This window comes from Novosphingobium sp. CECT 9465 (assembly GCF_920987055.1).
GTDB lineage: Bacteria > Pseudomonadota > Alphaproteobacteria > Sphingomonadales > Sphingomonadaceae > Novosphingobium.
This window is the reverse complement of the sequence record NZ_CAKLBX010000001.1, coordinates 2,269,338-2,288,042: the sequence shown is the minus strand read 5'-3', so window position 1 is coordinate 2,288,042 and position 18,705 is coordinate 2,269,338. Positions and strand designations below refer to the sequence as shown.

Here is an 18,705-nt window from a genome sequence, read left to right as displayed (position 1 = left end):
CGAAAAATTGACAGCAATCATCCGCGACACGTCTGTCACACGAGTGTAACGGGGTTTGCCCAATGGACGGAAACATGTCGGCAGATTATCAGCGCGCGGAAACCAGCGGCTTGCCGCCAGTGCAGGAACGGTTTTTCAACCGCGAACTGAGCTGGCTTGCGTTCAATCGTCGCGTATTGGCCGAAGCGGTCAATCCCGATTATCCGCTGCTTGAACGGCTGCGGTTCCTGTCCATCAGCGGCAGTAATCTTGACGAATTCATGATGGTGCGCGTGGCCGGAATTGCCGGACAGGTGCGCCGCCAGATCGACGAACTGTCGATTGACGGGATGACCCCGCAGCAGCAACTCGGCGGGCTGCTCGATACGGTCAAGGACCTGATCGATGCACAGCAGGACGTGCTGGCTGGATTGGCGCAGGACCTTTCCGCCGCAGGGATTCGACTGATCGACAACGATCCGTTCACACGGACAGAGGCCGACTGGTTGCGCGATTACTTCGAAGAGCATGTCGTGCCGATCCTTACGCCACAGGCGATTGATCCGGCGCACCCGTTCCCGTTCATCGCCAATCAGGGCACCGGCATCCTGTTCCAGATGCACCGCGTGGCCGATGGCGCGGCGGTGAGCGAGATGATCCTGATCCCGCCGGCGCTGCCACGGTTCGTGCGTCTGCCCGGTGAAAAGGCATCATGGATCGGGATAGAGGAACTGGTGCGGCGCCATGCCACACTGCTTTTTCCGGGCTTCCGCATCCTTGGCCATGGCACCTTCCGCGTGTTGCGCGATAGCGATATCGAGATCGAGGAAGATGCCGAAGACCTCGTGCGCTATTATCGCACTGCCATCCAGCGGCGGCGGCGCGGAAAAGTCATCATGCTGCAATTGCAGGATAACTTTGATCCCGATGCGGAGCGGCTGCTGCGCGACCAATTGCGGCTGGACCATGCGCTGGTCATCAAGAGCAGGGGCCTGCTTGCCATCAACGGTCTTGCCACTGTGGTCGATGAAGACCGGCAAGACATGAAGTTCGATCCCTACAATCCGCGCTATCCAGAGCGGGTGCTGGAGCATGACGGCGATTGCTTCTCGGCTATCCGCGAAAAGGATCTGGTGATTCACCATCCCTACGAAAGTTTCGAGGTGGTGATCGATTTCCTGCGGCAGGCGGCCGCAGACCCGGACGTGGTTGCCATCAAGCAGACGCTTTATCGCGCGGGCAAGCAATCTGCGGTTATCGCCGCGCTGATCGCGGCGGCAGAAGCGGGCAAGTCCGTTACTGCCGTGGTCGAGTTGAAGGCGCGGTTCGACGAAGAGCAGAACCTGATGTGGGCTGCGCAGCTTGAGCGCGCAGGCGTCCAGGTGATCTACGGCTTCGTGGACTGGAAAACTCACGCCAAGGTCAGCCTCGTCGTGCGGCGCGAGGCCGGTGGCTATCGCACCTATTGCCACTTCGGCACCGGCAATTACCACCCGGTCACCGCGCGCATCTATACCGACCTGTCGTTCTTCACCGCCGATCCGCGCATGGGGCGCGATGCCGGGCAGTTGTTCAATTTCGTCACCGGTTATGTCGAGCCGAAGCATACGGAATTGCTGGCGATTTCGCCGATCAACCTGCGCGAGAAGTTGTATGAATGCATCGATCGCGAGATTGCCCTGGCGGGCAAGGGCCGTCCCGCAACGATATGGGCCAAGCTCAACCAGTTGACCGATCCTGACCTGATCGACCGGCTCTATCTTGCCAGCCAGGCCGGCGTGGAAGTGCGGCTGGTGGTGCGCGGGATATGCTGCCTCAAACCCGGTGTGCCGGGCCTGTCCGAGACGATCGAGGTGAAATCGATTATCGGGAGATTCCTCGAACACAGCCGCATATGGGCTTTCGGAAATGGCGCGCGCATGCCCAACAAGCGGGCGCGGGTGTTCATCTCCTCGGCCGACGGGATGAGCCGCAACATGGGCCGCCGGGTCGAAGTGCTCGTGCCCGTGCGCAATCCCACCGTGCATGACCAGATCCTCGATCAGGTGATGCTCGCCAACCTGCTCGATACCGAACAGAGTTGGGCGCTGCACAGCGATGGCGAATATACCCGCTTCGAAAAGGGGGAGCAGCCATTCAACCTGCATCGCTATTTCATGACCAACCCATCGTTGTCCGGTCGCGGCGCGGCGCTTTCCAGTGGAAGAAAAGTGCCCAAGCTTGCGCTGCGGCGCGGCGTGGCCCACCGTGGCTGAGTGATCGAGACGCTGAAACACAACCCGACTTACGCGTGGAACAAGTCCCGCGCCGTGATCGATATCGGATCGAACACGGTCCGGCTGGTCGTGTATGGCGGTCCGCCCCGCGCACCTGTCGTCCTGCTTAACGAGAAAGTCACTGCCAAGCTGGGCAAGGGCGTGGCCGAAGTCGGCAAGCTTTCAGGCAAGGCCACGGCCAATGTGCTGGCGGCGCTCGCCCGCTACAAGGCGATCATCGACCTTGGCGGGATCGGCTCGGTCGATGTGGTCGCAACTGCAGCGGTGCGCGATGCCTCGAACGGTCAGCAGTTCCTCGAACGCGTCCGCGCGCTCGGCTTCGCTCCGCGCCTGCTTTCGGGCGTCGAGGAAGCCGAAACGAGCGCTACCGGCGTGATCGGCGCCTTTCCCGATGCGCGCGGTATCGTTGGTGATCTGGGCGGCGGCAGTCTCGAACTGGTCGATGTGGCCGATGGCGGCACCAGCCATGGCGTCAGCATGCCGCTGGGGTCCCTGCGCCTGCCTGCCTTGCGGGCGGGCGGTGACCGTACCTTTGCGCGCAAGGTCGGCGCGATGCTGGCCAAGGCCGATTGGGCGGCAGAGCCGGGCGTTACGCTATACCTTGTCGGCGGATCGATGCGCGCCTTTGCCCGCGCGGTGATGGTCCGCATGAACTGGCCAGTGGAAGACACGCACGGCTTCACGCTGGATGCGGCCAAGGCGCTTGATCTGGCGCGGCTACTTTCGCGCAGGGGGCAGGCGATCAAGCCGATCGACGGCGTATCCACCAATCGCCTTGCCAGCATTCCCGATACGGCGGCGCTCGTTGCAATCCTGTTGCGGCAACTGTCCCCGGCGCGCATCGTGTTTTCTTCATGGGGCCTGCGCGAAGGGGTACTGTTCAGCGCACTTTCGGCGTCGGAGCAGAAATTGCACCCCCTGGTATCGGGCGTTGGCGATTTCGTCACGCAACTGGGCATTACCGCTGCCGAGGGTGATGCTGCGGTGCGCTGGATGCAGGATGTGGCACCGATGGCCCGTACGCCACTGGGGCAGGCCGCCGTGCTGTTGTGCCTTGCCGCCGGAAGGGTGGAGCCGAACCTGCGTCGCGAAACGCCCCGCGCATGGGCCTTGCGCAAGCGCTGGATCGGCGTGGAAACATCGGGCCGCGCAATCCTTGCCGCAGCCTTGCAAAGCAGCGTTTCGCGCGGCGGCAGCACTGACGATCTTGCAGTGCTGGCCCCGAACGTGGACCTGGGAGAAGCGCAGACGCTAGGCCTCGCCGCGCGATTGTGCCGCCGCCTGACTGCCGGCTGCGTACCCCTGATCGAACACACTGCGCTGCGCATGGAGGCTGGCAAACTGTCGCTGGAAAGCGTTGAGCCAGCACTGATCGGAGACGCCGCCCTGCGCGATCTCAAGGAACTCGCACAGCACATGGGGCTGCAAATCAGCTAAGACGGGTCGACAACAGCCAAACCACAGCCAATCGATTTGCATACCTGTGATGGCGGAGACGGACGGACGTAATCGCCATTGATTTAACACACAAAAATACAAAATTAATGATTGCCGTAGTTTACGCCATAATTCTATGGGTCGAATTTGGGCGAACTGCGATGAGCCTTAGCGGTCACCAGGAAAGCTTCATGCATAAAAAATGGGGGCCGTAGCCCCCACCTTATTTGGTGCAATCAAGTTGCTTGTTAACAACCAGACCTGCGATTTCTGAGGCACCAGTGTGCAAAAACCTTGGCCTCCTGTCAATGGCCACGTTCCCAATAGGGGCGAACATGATCTCACTGACTCATATTGCAAATCATACCTGCTTTTTGATGTTCGCCAGGTTGTGATGGTCAGATGCTCATGTTAGTCACGTCCTTTGTCGAAGCGGGCACAAGTTTCACAGTTAACTAGACCTAAACGCCAGTAACTGTCCTGTAAGCTATATTAGAAAGGATGTGACAAGTGGCGACTCGATTGGGCTTGGACATCGGCACCAACAGCATCGGCTGGTGCCTTTTCAATCTTGATGGGCAAGGAAAGCCAGTCGGCATCCGCGACATCGGTGTTCGCATCTTCTCCGATGGGCGCGATCCCAAGTCAGGGGCTTCGCTCGCGGTTGACCGGCGCGATGCACGGGCGATGCGGCGGAGGCGTGATCGCTATGTTCGGCGTCGGTCGGCTCTCCTGGAAGCTCTGATCGATACCGGCCTGATGCCCGCCGATTCTCAGGACGCCAAGGCACTGGTCGGATGTGATCCCTATGCTCTGCGCTCAGCAGCGCTGGATGAAGCATTGAGTCCGCATCTGCTGGGCCGCGCGTTGTTCCATCTGAACCAGCGTCGCGGGTTCAAATCGAACCGCAAGGCCGAACGCAAAGCGGGGGATGACAAGGAAGGTGGCAAAATCGCGGGCGGTGCAAAGGCGCTCGATCTGGCGATGCATGAAGCAGGCGCACGCACTTTCGGCGAGTTCCTGTTCAAACATGCCAATACCGCGACCGACCAAAATGCGATCCCCGCCAAACGTGTGCGGATGCGTGCAGAAGGGGATGGCTATGACTTTTACCCCGAACGCCGCCATCTGGAAGCGGAGTTCGATGCAATCTGGACCGCGCAGGCGGCGCATCGTCCCGCGCTGCTGACCGATTCCGTCCGCGACCGGCTTCGGCGCATCATCTTTTTTCAGCGCCCATTGAAAGTACCAAAAGTAGGCGGCTGCACCTTTTTCAACGAAGAAGAGCGCCTGCCCAAGGCGCATCCGCTATTTCAGGAACGGCGGCTGTATGAAGAGGTCAATCAGCTTGAAATCACCAAAGCGGGCGCACCATCGCGCAAGCTGACGCTCGATCAGCGCGACAAGATCATAAGGGCGTTAAAAGTCCAGAAAACGCTTTTGTTCTCCAAGATGGCTGGCGGGCAGATGTTGAAGCTGGCCGATGGCGAAAGCTTCAACAAGGCGAGCGAAAACCGCACTGGTCTTGTCGGCGATGAAATCTTTGCCTCTTTCAGTCACAAAAACTGCTTCGGTGATCGCTGGGCGCATTTCGATCCGGGGGTGCAGTGGTCAATCATCGAAGCGGTGGCCGAAGAGGAAGACCCTGTTCGCCTGCACGATTGGTTGATGGCCACGCACGGCGTTACTGCGGAACAGGCCGAAGCCATCGGGCGTGTGCGCTTGCCAGAAGGTCATGGGCGGCTGGGGGAAACGGCGAGCCGAAAGATTCTCGCCGAACTCAAGAAGGATGTGGTGACTTACGACAAGGCTGTGGAGGCTGCGCTTGGCCAGTCGCACAGCGATTTCCGGACGGGCGAGATACTGGACCAGCTGCCCTATTACGGTGAAATCCTCTCGCGCGAGATTCCGCCCGGCTCGCTTGATCCGCAGGACAGTGATGAAGCGCGCTGGGGCAAGATCACCAATCCCACCGTGCATATTGGCCTGGGCCAGCTCCGCCGTCTGCTCAATGCCATCATCAAGGTGCATGGCCGCCCGGATGAGATTGTCGTCGAACTGGCGCGCGAACTGAAGCTTAGTGAAAAGGACAAGGCCGAACACAACAAGCGCATCGGCGCGAATACGCGCGCGGCGGAAGCTCGGTCAAAGAAACTGCTGGAAAGCGAACAGCGCGATAGCGGTTCCAACCGGGCGCTCCTGAAACTGTGGGAAGATCTCAATCCAAACAATCCGCTCGACAGATGCTGCCCGTTCTGCGGACGTCACATCGGGCAACTGGCCCTGTTCACGGAAGAAACCGAGATTGAACACATCATCCCCTATTCTCGTTCCTTCGACGATAGCGCCGCCAACAAGGTTATCGCGCACCGCAGTTGCAACCGGGAAAAGGGCAACAAAACGCCCTGGGAAGCCTGGGGACATACCGAACGCTGGACGATCATCGCCGAGCAGGTGTCGCGGCTCCACAAATCGAAGCAATGGCGCTTTGCGCCTGACGCGATGGAGCGCTTTGATCAAGAGGGTGGCTTCATCGCCCGCCAATTGACCGACACGCAATATCTGTCGCGGATGGCACGGACTTATCTGTCCAGCCTCTATCCAGAGCGTCCCTCTGATCGCCTGCCTGGCGAAGGCGTAAAGGGCGTTTATGTGATCCCCGGTCGTATGACCGCGATGCTGCGGCGGCTGTGGGGGCTGAACGAACTTCTGCCCGACCACAATTATGTCGAAAACCCGCACAGCGGCGCACCGAAGAACCGGCTGGACCATCGGCATCATGCAATCGACGCGGCGGTCGTGGCAGCAACAGATCGCGGCATGCTTTCGCAAATCGCCAAGGCGGCAGGCCGCGCAGAGGATCAAAATCTTGACAAGCTGTTCGTTGACCTTCCCAAGCCTTGGGACACATTCCGCGAAGATCTGCGTGATTCTCTGGCTCGTGTAGTCATCAGTCACAAGGCCGATCATGGTCGCAAGGGCGTTCCCGCGAAGGGCAAGAATGCCACCGCCGCGCGGTTGCACAACGACACTGCCTATGGGCTTACAGGCCTGACCAGCGACAGTGGTTTGCCGATTGTTGTTCACCGTGTTCCTCTGCTCAGCCTCAAACCGGCAGACATTACCGATCCCATCCGCATACCGGATGCTGCCTTGCAACGGGCACTGTGGGAGGCAACCGAGGGCCGGTCCGGCAAGGATTTTGAGGCGGCGCTACGCAATTTTGCGAAAGCGGACCCTGTGTTCAAAGGCATACGTCATGTGAGAGTGCGGGAGGCCTTGAAAGTCATCCCGATCCGTGACGCTTCCGGCAAGGCTTTCAAAGCTTACAAAGGCGATGCCAATGCCCGGTTTGACGTGTGGCGGATGCCCGATGGAAAGTGGGTATCAAGCTGGAAGGACAGGGACGGCAAATCGCACTCTGGCATCGTATCCATGTTTGACGCGCACCAGACCGGCCAGCCCGAACAGCGCCCCCATCCGGCAGCCAAGCGTGTTTTAAGTCTGCGCCAGAACGATCTGGTTGCGGTTGAGCCGCAAGGCCAGCCGCGCAAGATTATGCGGGTAGTGAAATTTTCCGGTGGTGGACAGATTACATTGGCAGAACATCAGGAAGCAGGGCCGCTGAAAGCGCGAGACGCGACTTCGCCCGATATTGATCCTTTTAAATACTTCTATTCTTCTGCTGGCGGCTTGCAGAAGGCAAAAGCGCGGCAGATTCGTATCGACGAACTTGGCCGTATCTTTGATCCCGGACCACGTTAACCATTGGTTATCCATGTTGTGCCAGCCTTCATTACCGAAAGGTTGGCGCAGCATGGATCGTATTGTTGATATTGCCACAGATGATTTGCACCTGTCCGCGTATCGCGGATTTCTGGTTGTCAGCCTTGATCGTCAGGAACAGGGGCGGGTGGCGCTCGACGATATTCAAGCCATCATCGTTCATGCCCATGGCGTAACCTGGACGACAAGTTTGGTTGTCGCGCTCGCCGAACGCGGCGCGATTATGGTGATGTGTGCGGCCAACCATTCTCCGGTGGCCATCATTTCTCCCATTGACGGTCACCACGCACAGGCAGCCCGGATGCGAGCGCAATGGGAAGCCCCGCGCCCCATGTTCAAGCAGCTCTGGCAAAAAATCATCGTGGGAAAGATCACGATGCAAGCGTCGCTGTTGGCGGTGCAAGGCAGAGCGGAAGCCAATGCGCTAATGCTTATGGCCCGGCGCGTCCGCTCCGGCGATCCGGACAATCTTGAAGCTCAGGCCGCGCGCAAGTACTGGCCCGCGCTGATGGGTAAAGAATTTCGTCGCGATCAAAACGCTGACGGCGCCAACGCCCTGCTGAATTATGGCTACACCGTCATGCGATCATGCGTTGCACGGTCGATCATCGGAGCCGGGCTGCACCCTGCAATCGGCCTGCACCATCACAATCGCCTCAACGGCTTCGCGCTTGCTGACGATCTTGTGGAACCGTTTCGCCCTCTGGTTGACGGGCTGGTCCGGCGGATGATCGACGAAGGTATCGAATCCGTCACTTCCGAAGCAAAAAAACGGCTGGCCCGGCTGATTGGGCATGATTTGCGTCTGGGTGGGGCTATTTCCCCTGTGTCTGTGGCGACCCAACGCCTCGCTCAATCGCTTGCCAGGAGTTTCGAAGAACGCAAATCGGCACTCGCCCTGTTCGATCCGCCTGATGCCCTTGACTGGGCGTCGCTTGGACATCCCCTGGGGATTGAAGCATGAACCTGAGTGGATACCGGCTGATGTGGATATTCGTTATGTTTGACCTGCCCGTGGACACGAAGGAACATGCGCGGGAAGCGACCAAATTTCGCGAGTTTTTGCTCGATGAAGGTTTTGAAATGAGCCAGTTTTCGATCTATGCTCGATTTTGTAATGGCAAAGAGCACTACGAGACTTACCTTCGGCGAATCGAGGCGCATCTCCCCGAACGCGGGGAGATTCATGTGCTCAATTTTACCGACAAGCAGTATGAAAACATCATCCGGTTTTCGAGTCAGAGCCGCCAGCGGCAACGAAAAAATCCGGATCAGCTGGCCATGTTCTAACCACCCGCCGCGTTTTTGCGATGACAGATGGAGCTTTTTCCAGTCTCAATTCAACTGGTTAGGCACTCATCTGTCATAGCATTTCAGAAATCGCGGTCCAGCTGCAACGCGCAAATATGCTTCCACCGGCGTCCCCACGTCATAGCATTTCAGAAATCGCGGTCCAGCTGCAACGCTAAAGCAATACGGCGATTTGAATAACCAGTCATAGCATTTCAGAAATCGCGGTCCAGCTGCAACACCGCGGGTATGGCTCGTCTGCGCGGTGCGGTCATAGCATTTCAGAAATCGCGGTCCAGCTGCAACTGTGGGAGTGGCCTGAATGAGCCGCGTTGGTCATAGCATTTCAGAAATCGCGGTCCAGCTGCAACCGATAGACAGGCAGGCCGAAGCCAATGCCAGTCATAGCATTTCAGAAATCGCGGTCCAGCTGCAACTGAGTGTGACGCCGCAACCGCGCGCGAACGTCATAGCATTTCAGAAATCGCGGTCCAGCTGCAACCAAACGCGCGGGTGTCTTTTCAGGTCGATGGTCATAGCATTTCAGAAATCGCGGTCCAGCTGCAACGATGTAAAGCCTGTGCGGTGCGAGACTTGCGTCATAGCATTTCAGAAATCGCGGTCCAGCTGCAACTGTGGAACGTGCTTAAGGCGCTATCCTACAGTCATAGCATTTCAGAAATCGCGGTCCAGCTGCAACAGAATGCGGCCTTTATAAAATCTGGACCCGGTCATAGCATTTCAGAAATCGCGGTCCAGCTGCAACATCGACCGCATCTTTGTGGAAAATGCCTTGGTCATAGCATTTCAGAAATCGCGGTCCAGCTGCAACGCTGACGGGTCAATACACGCTGCGAACCGTCATAGCATTTCAGAAATCGCGGTCCAGCTGCAACCGACGGACTTGCTGGCGAAATGCCGGTCGGGTCATAGCATTTCAGAAATCGCGGTCCAGCTGCAACCGTGATCGGGCCGCATGACTTCCCCCCTAAGTCATAGCATTTCAGAAATCGCGGTCCAGCTGCAACATGGCAAACCCCAATTTGGGCCGCAACTCGGTCATAGCATTTCAGAAATCGCGGTCCAGCTGCAACCCACTGCTTCCGCTCATCGACGAACTGGAAGTCATAGCATTTCAGAAATCGCGGTCCAGCTGCAACTTGTTTGCCTAGGCTCCAACAGGAGAATAGGTCATAGCATTTCAGAAATCGCGGTCCAGCTGCAACTACAGCTTATTCAGCAAAGGAATGCGCGCGGTCATAGCATTTCAGAAATCGCGGTCCAGCTGCAACATTGGGCATTGCAGGCGGCAAACGCCACACGTCATAGCATTTCAGAAATCGCGGTCCAGCTGCAACTTGGCGAAATGCTGTTCGACCAAGCGGTGAGTCATAGCATTTCAGAAATCGCGGTCCAGCTGCAACTACTATACGGCAAAAGGCGGCATCGACTATGTCATAGCATTTCAGAAATCGCGGTCCAGCTGCAACAAACTCTTGCGCGTTGCTTGAGACATGGGCGTCATAGCATTTCAGAAATCGCGGTCCAGCTGCAACGCGCGGCCTCTTCGAGGTTATGCGCGGCGTGTCATAGCATTTCAGAAATCGCGGTCCAGCTGCAACTCGCTGGAGGAAGATGTCCATTTCGAGTCCGTCATAGCATTTCAGAAATCGCGGTCCAGTTGCAACCATCATTAGCGGCGATATTGGCGTGAAGATGTCATAGCATTTCAGAAATCGCGGTCCAGCTGCAACTTGACCAGTTCGCGGGCCGCGTATTCCAGCGTCATAGCATTTCAGAAATCGCGGTCCAGCTGCAACCTAAGAGCTATCTTCATCGCCAAGTCATCGTCATAGCATTTCAGAAATCGCGGTCCAGCTGCAACGGTTCCTTTATCTTGTCAGTGCTAAGCATAGTCATAGCATTTCAGAAATCGCGGTCCAGCTGCAACCCCGCGCTGCCGTGGTGTGTCGAATCCACGTCATAGCATTTCAGAAATCGCGGTCCAGCTGCAACTTCCATACGTTGGTGGCGCCAGCCGCATCGGTCATAGCATTTCAGAAATCGCGGTCCAGCTGCAACTTATTTTCACCGGAGTCGAGCGCGCCTATGGTCATAGCATTTCAGAAATCGCGGTCCAGCTGCAACGGCACTTCGATTAGGCGATTATCCCCTTCGCATACGTGAATCGGTGGTTCAGGGTGTGGTAACGTAAATCCACTAGCGGGGGATGCTATGAAATACGATGGATTCGGCGAATCTCGCCTCCAAGTAAACTTCGATGTGGATAGGCCCGTCGAACTGGTCCAACTCACGCTAGCGCTTCAAGCAATGGCGCGTGACTATCGGCGTTACGCGAACGAATCCATCCGTGAGAGTGGTGGTAAGGTGTCGGATGATGACATCAAACTTTACGTCACCAAGGTTGAAACAGGCAGCATAATCGCGGAATTGGGCAGCGCCGCCGAGGTTATGGGTGCGTTCCTCCCGCTAATTGCGGTCGATCCCTTGTTCACGGGTTATGTGCAGTTCTTCGGGCAAACGGTATCTTATTTTGCCTCATTGGCCCGCCGCGCAGACTTGAAGCCTGCGGATATTACCACAACAAAAGCGGCTGCGCAGGCTGTGGCCGATATTATGGCCGTGCCAGCATCCATGCCAGGGTCTAAGTTCAAGCTTTCAGCCAAGGTTGCTGCACGCAATGCTGATGGTTCGGAATTTGCCGCGCAAATCACTCTCACAAGCGAGGAGGCGGCAGAGGCCCAGCGCGGCGCGCTGATCGCCCAGAAAGTGCTAGATTATCGTGGTGGTGCCGACCATGAAAACGTCCTGCTTTATTTTCAGCAAACCAGCACTGACAAAGCAAAATCGGATGGCCGAACCGCAGATAGAGCAATCGTAAACTCAGTGTCGCCAAAGGCGCTGCCTGTTCATTTCGCCTCACAGTTGGATGCAGCGAGGGTGAATGACATGAAATCAGACCCGCACCAAAATCCATTCAAGGCGGCGTTCCGTGTGGACGTGAACGTAGAAACTGATCGGAACCAAGTTCCTCGATTTTATCGAGTGGTCCACATTCACGAGGTCATTCCTGATGACAGCGAAGAACCTTAAACAAGCCCGCGATAGCGGCAATCTCGACCAGTTCGCCAAGGATCACGAAGCGGACGCCCCCGGCGATGCCGATGCCTTCAATCGCGCTCTGGCTTCAATGGCCCGAACGTCGAAAGAAGTTCCGGCAACATCAAAGAAGGCGTTTCCCGGCGATTGAAGCGGTATTCCGCTTCCTTGGCATACTTCCAAAGGTGCTTGCCGCTCACGTGAACGTGAGTGCCGTTGATCGAACGCTTCAACTGTGCCCAGAAGCCTTCAAGAGCGTTCACCGTGGCACCGCTGGTTGTGCAGACATACTGCCCCGCGTTGTGATTGACCTTGATGTGGCGATAGCCGGACTGGTCAATGTCCTTGTAGCCGCCAAATTCATCGGTGTTCAGTGTGGTTCCCGGCATGACGGTATCGAGGATAACCGCGCGCATGGCCTGCTTTGTCCGGCGCTGCACAACGCGGGTAACGATCTCACCGCCACGTTCCATTACACCGACGACGGCGGTCTTGTTGCCCTTGTAGCCTGAACCCTTGCCCGACACGCTACCGCCGATCAGCGTTTCATCGACTTCCACATGCTCACCGGGACCGCCAAGCAGGTTGTCGCCGTCAACGTCGGCCATGTGTTCGCGGATCAAGCATGCCATGCGCCAAGCGGTCTTGTAGGTAACGCCAAGCTGACGCTGCAATTCCTTGGCTGCAACGCCGTTGCGCGTCGTGGTGAACAGGTAAATGGCATAGAACCACAGTTGCAGCGGGGTGCGTGTCTGTTCGAACGGGGTGCCCACGGTGGGGTGCAGATGGTGACCGCACCACTGGCAGGAATAAGCGCGCTCTGCCTTGATGCGAAACCACTTGGAAGGGCGTTCGCATGACGGGCAAGCATAGCCTTGGCCGAACCGCACTTCGAACAGATGCGTGAGGCAAGCCTCATCGTCTGGGAACTGCTTGAAGAACTGCAGGATGGTCTGGGGCTTGCTCATGCCCTAGTGTATGCCAGTTTGTTCTACGTATGTAAAGGGGATAATCGCCATACCCTTTTCCTTTCGAAGCCCGATACGGTCGAAGACATCCTCTGGGTCGACGAGCGGATCGCAGAACTGCGCCAGAAAGGTGCCAGCCTGCACAGCATAGGTTACGTTGTGGGCATAGAGTCCGCGCAAGCACTGACCTACATCGACAAGTTGGCGTCATGTTCGCCGAACATCGAAGCGCTTGGGTTCGCCATCGGGGATATTTCGGGATCGCTGGGCATCCACATTGCGGCCTACATCATGGATCGTTCGCTTTATCCCGGCGACCTGTTCCATTTCCACCGCGCGCGCATCATTCTCGCAGCACGGACCCACGGACTATGGGCGCTGGATGCGCCCTGGCCGGTGATCAACGACCACGCCACGTTGGCGCAGGATGCACGCTGGGGGGCGATGATGGGATTTGACGGCAAGCTCGTCCTTGCCAGTGAGCAGGTGCGCGTTGTCCACGAAGCCTACAGGCCAACGGATGCCGAACTGAACCGCGCCCGCTCGATCCTTGCCAAGATGGACGAACTGAAGTCGGTCGGTGAAGGGGCAGGCATGGCGGAAGGGGAATTTCTCGATCCGGTGGTCATCGCACCAGCCATGGCCACTATTGCCAGAGCCGAAGCACCGCTGTGACATGAACAGACCGACCCGTATCGCTCTGGCCTCCTTTGCAACATTTGTTGACGGCTACGACATTCAGGCATTGGGCCTTGCTGTGCCGGGCATGGCCGAAAGCATGGGCGTTGCCCCATCGGCTTTCGCAGGCGCCATGACGTTTTCGCTTGCCGGCATGGCCACCGGTGCAATCGGCCTCGCGCCACTTGCGGATCGTTTGGGCAGGATCAGGCTCATTGTCGCTTCGCTGTTCCTCATCGCGGCCAGCGGTGCATCGTTGGCCTTGGCCGCTGCACCATCGCAGGTCGCCGGATTGCGGTTCATAACCGGCCTCGGCATGGGTGCCCTGATGCCTTTGGCCATAACTTTGGCAGCCGAGGCATGCGATCCCGATCGGCGCAACCTGATCGTGACGATTGTTGCGTCATGCGCGGCGATTGGCTCCTTTGCGTCAGGGATGCTCGCTCCGCTTGTTGAAGCATGGGCGGGTTGGCAGGGAATATTCCTTCTTGGCGCGGGCTTGCCAATTGTGCTGACGGCGGCTTTTTTTCCTGGATGGTCGGAGCCACGACCGCAGCAGGGTCGACAAAGCGCGTCACGGCCTGTCCGCTTGCCTGTCGTGGGGCTTTTTCAGAAGCATCTGCGAAAGCGCACCGTCCTTGTCTGGATCATCTTTTTCGGCAGCCTCTTTGCCACCTACTGCCTGATCAGTTGGTTGCCTGCGTTGCTTGACAAGGCAGGCTGGCCCCGCGCCGATGCCCAAAGAGCGGCCGGAGTCATGGCCGCGGGGAGCCTGGCGGGCGGGCTGACTTTGGCCTGGCTGGCCGATAAGGGACACGCCGCAGCCGGTCTGACAGCCGGCCTGCTCGTTGCTGCCATCGCGTTGCTGGCAATCGGCGCAAACCCTGCGACGAAGCTGGAATGGTTTGCGCTGCTTTTTCTGGTCGGTGCGGGGGCCATTGGCAGCCAGATGGCGCTGGGGGCGATTGCTGCCGGGCTGTATCCCGTTGAATTGCGCGCAGCCGGCCTGGGGTGGTCCAGCGGAATGGGTCGCGCCGGCTCGCTTCTCGGCCCAAGTGCCGTCGTCGCGCTGATCGCTGGCGGGTTTCCGTCCGCCACGATCGTTGCCGCACTTTCCGTGCCGATGATCGTGTGCGCCGGTTGCGCGTGGGCATTGGCGCCTTCGATCAAGCAGGCTTCTTCAATGGACCCCTGAAACCCTTTGGCGATTATCCCCTTTACATACGTAGAACAAACTGGCATACACTAGGGCATGAGCAAGCCCCAGACCATCCTGCAGTTCTTCAAGCAGTTCCCAGACGATGAGGCTTGCCTCACGCATCTGTTCGAAGTGCGGTTCGGCCAAGGCTATGCTTGCCCGTCATGCGAACGCCCTTCCAAGTGGTTTCGCATCAAGGCAGAGCGCGCTTATTCCTGCCAGTGGTGCGGTCACCATCTGCACCCCACCGTGGGCACCCCGTTCGAACAGACACGCACCCCGCTGCAACTGTGGTTCTATGCCATTTACCTGTTCACCACGACGCGCAACGGCGTTGCAGCCAAGGAATTGCAGCGTCAGCTTGGCGTTACCTACAAGACCGCTTGGCGCATGGCATGCTTGATCCGCGAACACATGGCCGACGTTGACGGCGACAACCTGCTTGGCGGTCCCGGTGAGCATGTGGAAGTCGATGAAACGCTGATCGGCGGTAGCGTGTCGGGCAAGGGTTCAGGCTACAAGGGCAACAAGACCGCCGTCGTCGGTGTAATGGAACGTGGCGGTGAGATCGTTACCCGCGTTGTGCAGCGCCGGACAAAGCAGGCCATGCGCGCGGTTATCCTCGATACCGTCATGCCGGGAACCACACTGAACACCGATGAATTTGGCGGCTACAAGGACATTGACCAGTCCGGCTATCGCCACATCAAGGTCAATCACAACGCGGGGCAGTATGTCTGCACAACCAGCGGTGCCACGGTGAACGCTCTTGAAGGCTTCTGGGCACAGTTGAAGCGTTCGATCAACGGCACTCACGTTCACGTGAGCGGCAAGCACCTTTGGAAGTATGCCAAGGAAGCGGAATACCGCTTCAATCGCCGGGAAACGCCTTCTTTGATGTTGCCGGAACTTCTTTCGACGTTCGGGCCATTGAAGCCAGAGCGCGATTGAAGGCATCGGCATCGCCGGGGGCGTCCGCTTCGTGATCCTTGGCGAACTGGTCGAGATTGCCGCTATCGCGGGCTTGTTTAAGGTTCTTCGCTGTCATCAGGAATGACCTCGTGAATGTGGACCACTCGATAAAATCGAGGAACTTGGTTCCGATCAGTTTCTACGTTCACGTCCACACGGAACGCCGCCTTGAATGGATTTTGGTGCGGGTCTGATTTCATGTCATTCACCCTCGCTGCATCCAACTGTGAGGCGAAATGAACAGGCAGCGCCTTTGGCGACACTGAGTTTACGATTGCTCTATCTGCGGTTCGGCCATCCGATTTTGCTTTGTCAGTGCTGGTTTGCTGAAAATAAAGCAGGACGTTTTCATGGTCGGCACCACCACGATAATCTAGCACTTTCTGGGCGATCAGCGCGCCGCGCTGGGCCTCTGCCGCCTCCTCGCTTGTGAGAGTGATTTGCGCGGCAAATTCCGAACCATCAGCATTGCGTGCAGCAACCTTGGCTGAAAGCTTGAACTTAGACCCTGGCATGGATGCTGGCACGGCCATAATATCGGCCACAGCCTGCGCAGCCGCTTTTGTTGTGGTAATATCCGCAGGCTTCAAGTCTGCGCGGCGGGCCAATGAGGCAAAATAAGATACCGTTTGCCCGAAGAACTGCACATAACCCGTGAACAAGGGATCGACCGCAATTAGCGGGAGGAACGCACCCATAACCTCGGCGGCGCTGCCCAATTCCGCGATTATGCTGCCTGTTTCAACCTTGGTGACGTAAAGTTTGATGTCATCATCCGACACCTTACCACCACTCTCACGGATGGATTCGTTCGCGTAACGCCGATAGTCACGCGCCATTGCTTGAAGCGCTAGCGTGAGTTGGACCAGTTCGACGGGCCTATCCACATCGAAGTTTACTTGGAGGCGAGATTCGCCGAATCCATCGTATTTCATAGCATCCCCCGCTAGTGGATTTACGTTACCACACCCTGAACCACCGATTCACGTATGCGAAGGGGATAATCGCCAAACCCTTTCAGGGAGTCATCTATGCACCAGTAGCAGTGACAAGAACAGCGTTCCAGGAGGACAAGGTGATGATCGAGGCGCAACAGCGGATCATCGATATGGCACCTGATCGGCCAATGTTGCCCAGTGCTGCCGACAAAGGCGTCACCTTGTTCAACCGGCTGATGGCGCGGTGAGCACAAGATGACCTGAAAATTGCCTGGATCGTAAAATCTGACCAATCTTTCCGCAATTGTTGGTCCTTTAAAATCAGAAATGCCCTCCGGCCGGGTGTATGAATATCCGGTAGGAGGGCAAAATGCTCAAGAAGCTTCTACCAGATACGTTCATCCTCGCACTTGTGGCCACGCTGTTGGCGGCGACCTTTTTTCCAGCCAGCGGCGTTGCCGCAAAGGTGGTTTCCACTTTCGCGGGCGCTGCCGTGGTGGTTCTGTTCTTCTTCGTTGGCTGCAAGCTGCCCCGCCGGGCAATCCTTGATGCCCTGATTCATTGGCGCCTTCACGCTGTGATCCTTGCATCGACATTCGTTGCGTTTCCGATCATGATCCTGGGACTGCACAAGGTTGTTCCCACACTGCTTGATCCCGCACTCTGGACCGGGTTCTTCTTTCTCGCGGTCCTGCCCTCGACGGTTCAGTCGTCCATCGCGCTGACGTCGATTGCGCGGGGCAACGTCGCTTCCGCTGTCGCGTCTGCTTCTGTTTCCCAGGTGCTGGGCGTGTTTCTAACACCCCTTCTGTTCGGATTGATCGTCGGCAGTTCTGTTACCGCAACGTCGCAGGACAACTTCGGCAAGATTGCCATGCAGATCCTGGTGCCGTTCATCATTGGCCACATGTCCCGGCCGCTGCTGAAGGATTGGGTGGAGCGGCACAAGAAGTACATCGAGCTGACGGATCGGCTCACGATCCTGCTCGCCGTATTCTCTGCATTCTCATCGGCCGTCCTGGAAGGGATATGGCAGCGCCTTCCTCCAACGGGCCTGCTTGCCGTCGTCGCGATGTCTTGCGTCTTGCTGGGCCTTGCCCTTGCGCTTACCGCGCTCGCGGCAAGGGTCTGCGGCTTCCCGATCGGCGATCGTATTGCGGTGATTTTCTGTGGAACGAAAAAGTCGCTTGTGCAGGGTGTGCCCATGGCGCGAGTTATGTTTTCCGGTCCCGACGCGGGGTTGATCCTCCTTCCGATCATGATCTTCCACCAGCTTCAATTGATGATGTGTTCTGCAATTGCGCGAAAATTTGCCATGAGAGATGATGAAAATGCCTGAATCACGCAAGTACCCGCAATCTGGTCGCGAACGCATGATCCTGACTGCACCGGTCGGGCGGATCGGCATTGGCATGGAAGATCCTGAACCGGAAATGCTGCGTCGGCTCAATCCGAAGACGGTCTTCATGATGGGCGATAATCCTGCTCTGCCAGCAATGCCGGAAAAGCCGCAGCTGCTCGATTTCTTCCGCTGCCGTTTCAACGATATTACTGTACGGCATCTCCTGACCAGTGCGGAACGCGCGCTGGCTCACGGCCTGGACGAAAAAATCGTTCTTGCCGTACTGCTTCATGATCTGTCGAACGGTTGCCTGATCCGCGCGGACCATGGCTACTGGGGTGCGCAGATGATAGCGCCCTATGTATCCGAGGAAGTGGCATTTGCGGTGCGATATCACCAGTGCCTGCGCTATTTCCCAGATGAAGCGGCCGGGTACAGCTATCCTGAAAGCTACGACCGGTTCTTCGGCGAAGATTACATTCCGCCCGATTACATACGCGCAGATGCCGAGTTTGCCCGGCAGCACAAATGGTACGGTCTGGCCAGAGAGGTCACGAAGTACGATATCTACTTTTTTGACGATCTGCCACCGGTGCAGCCTGAACTGTTTGAAGACCTTATCGGTCGCCATTTCCGGCAGCCCGCAGAGGGACTGGGCTTCGATGGTTCGGAAACAGCACACATGTGGCGGACCATGATCTGGCCAAACAACTTCCTTTAG

The 18,705-nt window shown here is 57.6% G+C and carries 14 protein-coding genes and 1 CRISPR repeat array; of the genes, 12 read left to right on the top strand and 2 right to left on the bottom strand.

The window, feature by feature from the left end; genetic code table 11:
• Positions 1 to 74: 74 nt before the first annotated feature.
• From LUA85_RS10930 to LUA85_RS10905, 6 genes are all read left to right on the top strand, one after another.
• Positions 75 to 2,234: an RNA degradosome polyphosphate kinase gene (locus tag LUA85_RS10930; protein ID WP_231469629.1), complete on the top strand. Its 2,160-nt coding sequence runs from the start codon at positions 75 to 77 to the stop codon at positions 2,232 to 2,234.
• Positions 2,235 to 3,692 (top strand): Ppx/GppA family phosphatase, encoded by a 1,458-nt coding sequence (locus LUA85_RS10925; RefSeq protein ID WP_231469627.1) that lies wholly within the window; start codon positions 2,235 to 2,237, stop codon positions 3,690 to 3,692.
• A gap of 510 nt (positions 3,693 to 4,202) precedes the next feature.
• Entirely contained in the window at positions 4,203 to 7,457 is a 3,255-nt protein-coding gene (cas9, locus tag LUA85_RS10920) for a type II CRISPR RNA-guided endonuclease Cas9 (protein ID WP_231469625.1), read from the top strand.
• Between the two features lie 52 nt (positions 7,458 to 7,509).
• Positions 7,510 to 8,442 (top strand): type II CRISPR-associated endonuclease Cas1, encoded by a 933-nt coding sequence (gene cas1 / locus LUA85_RS10915; RefSeq protein WP_231469623.1) that lies wholly within the window; start codon positions 7,510 to 7,512, stop codon positions 8,440 to 8,442.
• Positions 8,439 to 8,768: a CRISPR-associated endonuclease Cas2 gene (gene cas2 / locus LUA85_RS10910; protein ID WP_212742192.1), complete on the top strand. Its 330-nt coding sequence runs from the start codon at positions 8,439 to 8,441 to the stop codon at positions 8,766 to 8,768. The genes cas1 and cas2 overlap by 4 nt, the downstream gene beginning before the upstream one ends.
• Before the next feature lie 72 nt (positions 8,769 to 8,840).
• Positions 8,841 to 10,916: direct repeats of the CRISPR family, unit length 36 nt; unit sequence GTCATAGCATTTCAGAAATCGCGGTCCAGCTGCAAC.
• An 87-nt stretch (positions 10,917 to 11,003) separates the two neighbouring features.
• Complete coding sequence (locus LUA85_RS10905; protein ID WP_231469615.1) at positions 11,004 to 11,882, top strand: hypothetical protein; 879 nt, start codon at positions 11,004 to 11,006, stop codon at positions 11,880 to 11,882.
• Between the two features lie 77 nt (positions 11,883 to 11,959).
• Here the strand turns inward: LUA85_RS10905 and LUA85_RS10900 are convergent, their stop codons facing one another.
• Positions 11,960 to 12,856, bottom strand: a complete 897-nt coding sequence (locus tag LUA85_RS10900; protein WP_231469617.1) for an IS1595 family transposase — start codon at positions 12,854 to 12,856, stop codon at positions 11,960 to 11,962.
• An 18-nt stretch (positions 12,857 to 12,874) separates the two neighbouring features.
• Between LUA85_RS10900 and LUA85_RS10895 the strand changes: the two genes are divergently transcribed.
• Genes LUA85_RS10895 through LUA85_RS10885 form a run of 3 tightly spaced genes read left to right on the top strand, consistent with a single transcriptional unit; the run spans position 12,875 to position 15,683 of the window.
• Positions 12,875 to 13,531 (top strand): CoA ester lyase, encoded by a 657-nt coding sequence (locus LUA85_RS10895; RefSeq protein WP_231469621.1) that lies wholly within the window; start codon positions 12,875 to 12,877, stop codon positions 13,529 to 13,531.
• A 1-nt stretch (position 13,532) separates the two neighbouring features.
• Positions 13,533 to 14,729 carry an MFS transporter gene (locus tag LUA85_RS10890; protein ID WP_231469619.1) on the top strand — a complete coding sequence of 399 codons (1,197 nt, stop codon included), beginning with the start codon at positions 13,533 to 13,535 and terminating at the stop codon, positions 14,727 to 14,729.
• 57 nt (positions 14,730 to 14,786) lie between these two features.
• Positions 14,787 to 15,683 (top strand): IS1595 family transposase, encoded by an 897-nt coding sequence (locus LUA85_RS10885; protein ID WP_231469617.1) that lies wholly within the window; start codon positions 14,787 to 14,789, stop codon positions 15,681 to 15,683.
• Between the two features lie 77 nt (positions 15,684 to 15,760).
• Here LUA85_RS10885 and LUA85_RS10880 read toward each other — a convergent pair whose 3' ends face one another.
• On the bottom strand, positions 15,761 to 16,639 hold the full coding sequence (locus LUA85_RS10880; protein WP_231469615.1) for a hypothetical protein: 879 nt from the start codon (positions 16,637 to 16,639) through the stop codon (positions 15,761 to 15,763).
• Positions 16,640 to 16,653: 14 nt separating this feature from the next.
• Between LUA85_RS10880 and LUA85_RS10875 the strand changes: the two genes are divergently transcribed.
• The 3 genes from LUA85_RS10875 to LUA85_RS10865 all read left to right on the top strand — a co-directional run bounded on the left by LUA85_RS10875 (position 16,654) and on the right by LUA85_RS10865 (position 18,705).
• Entirely contained in the window at positions 16,654 to 16,890 is a 237-nt protein-coding gene (locus LUA85_RS10875) for a hypothetical protein (RefSeq protein WP_231469613.1), read from the top strand.
• Positions 16,891 to 17,012: 122 nt separating this feature from the next.
• Positions 17,013 to 17,981, top strand: a complete 969-nt coding sequence (locus LUA85_RS10870) for a bile acid:sodium symporter family protein (RefSeq protein ID WP_231469611.1) — start codon at positions 17,013 to 17,015, stop codon at positions 17,979 to 17,981.
• On the top strand, positions 17,968 to 18,705 hold the full coding sequence (locus LUA85_RS10865; protein ID WP_231469609.1) for a hypothetical protein: 738 nt from the start codon (positions 17,968 to 17,970) through the stop codon (positions 18,703 to 18,705). The genes LUA85_RS10870 and LUA85_RS10865 overlap by 14 nt, the downstream gene beginning before the upstream one ends.

Excerpts from the sequence above, each read along its gene's own strand:
- LUA85_RS10930 (WP_231469629.1), top strand. The coding sequence starts at position 75 with ATGTCGGCAGATTATCAGCGCGCGGAAACCAGCGGCTTGCCGCCAGTG.
- cas1 (WP_231469623.1), top strand. The coding sequence starts at position 7,510 with ATGGATCGTATTGTTGATATTGCCACAGATGATTTGCACCTGTCCGCG.
- cas2 (WP_212742192.1), top strand. The coding sequence starts at position 8,439 with ATGAACCTGAGTGGATACCGGCTGATGTGGATATTCGTTATGTTTGAC.
- LUA85_RS10905 (WP_231469615.1), top strand. The coding sequence starts at position 11,004 with ATGAAATACGATGGATTCGGCGAATCTCGCCTCCAAGTAAACTTCGAT.
- LUA85_RS10900 (WP_231469617.1), bottom strand. The coding sequence starts at position 12,856 with ATGAGCAAGCCCCAGACCATCCTGCAGTTCTTCAAGCAGTTCCCAGAC.
- LUA85_RS10890 (WP_231469619.1), top strand. The coding sequence starts at position 13,533 with ATGAACAGACCGACCCGTATCGCTCTGGCCTCCTTTGCAACATTTGTT.
- LUA85_RS10885 (WP_231469617.1), top strand. The coding sequence starts at position 14,787 with ATGAGCAAGCCCCAGACCATCCTGCAGTTCTTCAAGCAGTTCCCAGAC.
- LUA85_RS10880 (WP_231469615.1), bottom strand. The coding sequence starts at position 16,639 with ATGAAATACGATGGATTCGGCGAATCTCGCCTCCAAGTAAACTTCGAT.
- LUA85_RS10870 (WP_231469611.1), top strand. The coding sequence starts at position 17,013 with ATGCTCAAGAAGCTTCTACCAGATACGTTCATCCTCGCACTTGTGGCC.
- LUA85_RS10865 (WP_231469609.1), top strand. The coding sequence starts at position 17,968 with ATGAAAATGCCTGAATCACGCAAGTACCCGCAATCTGGTCGCGAACGC.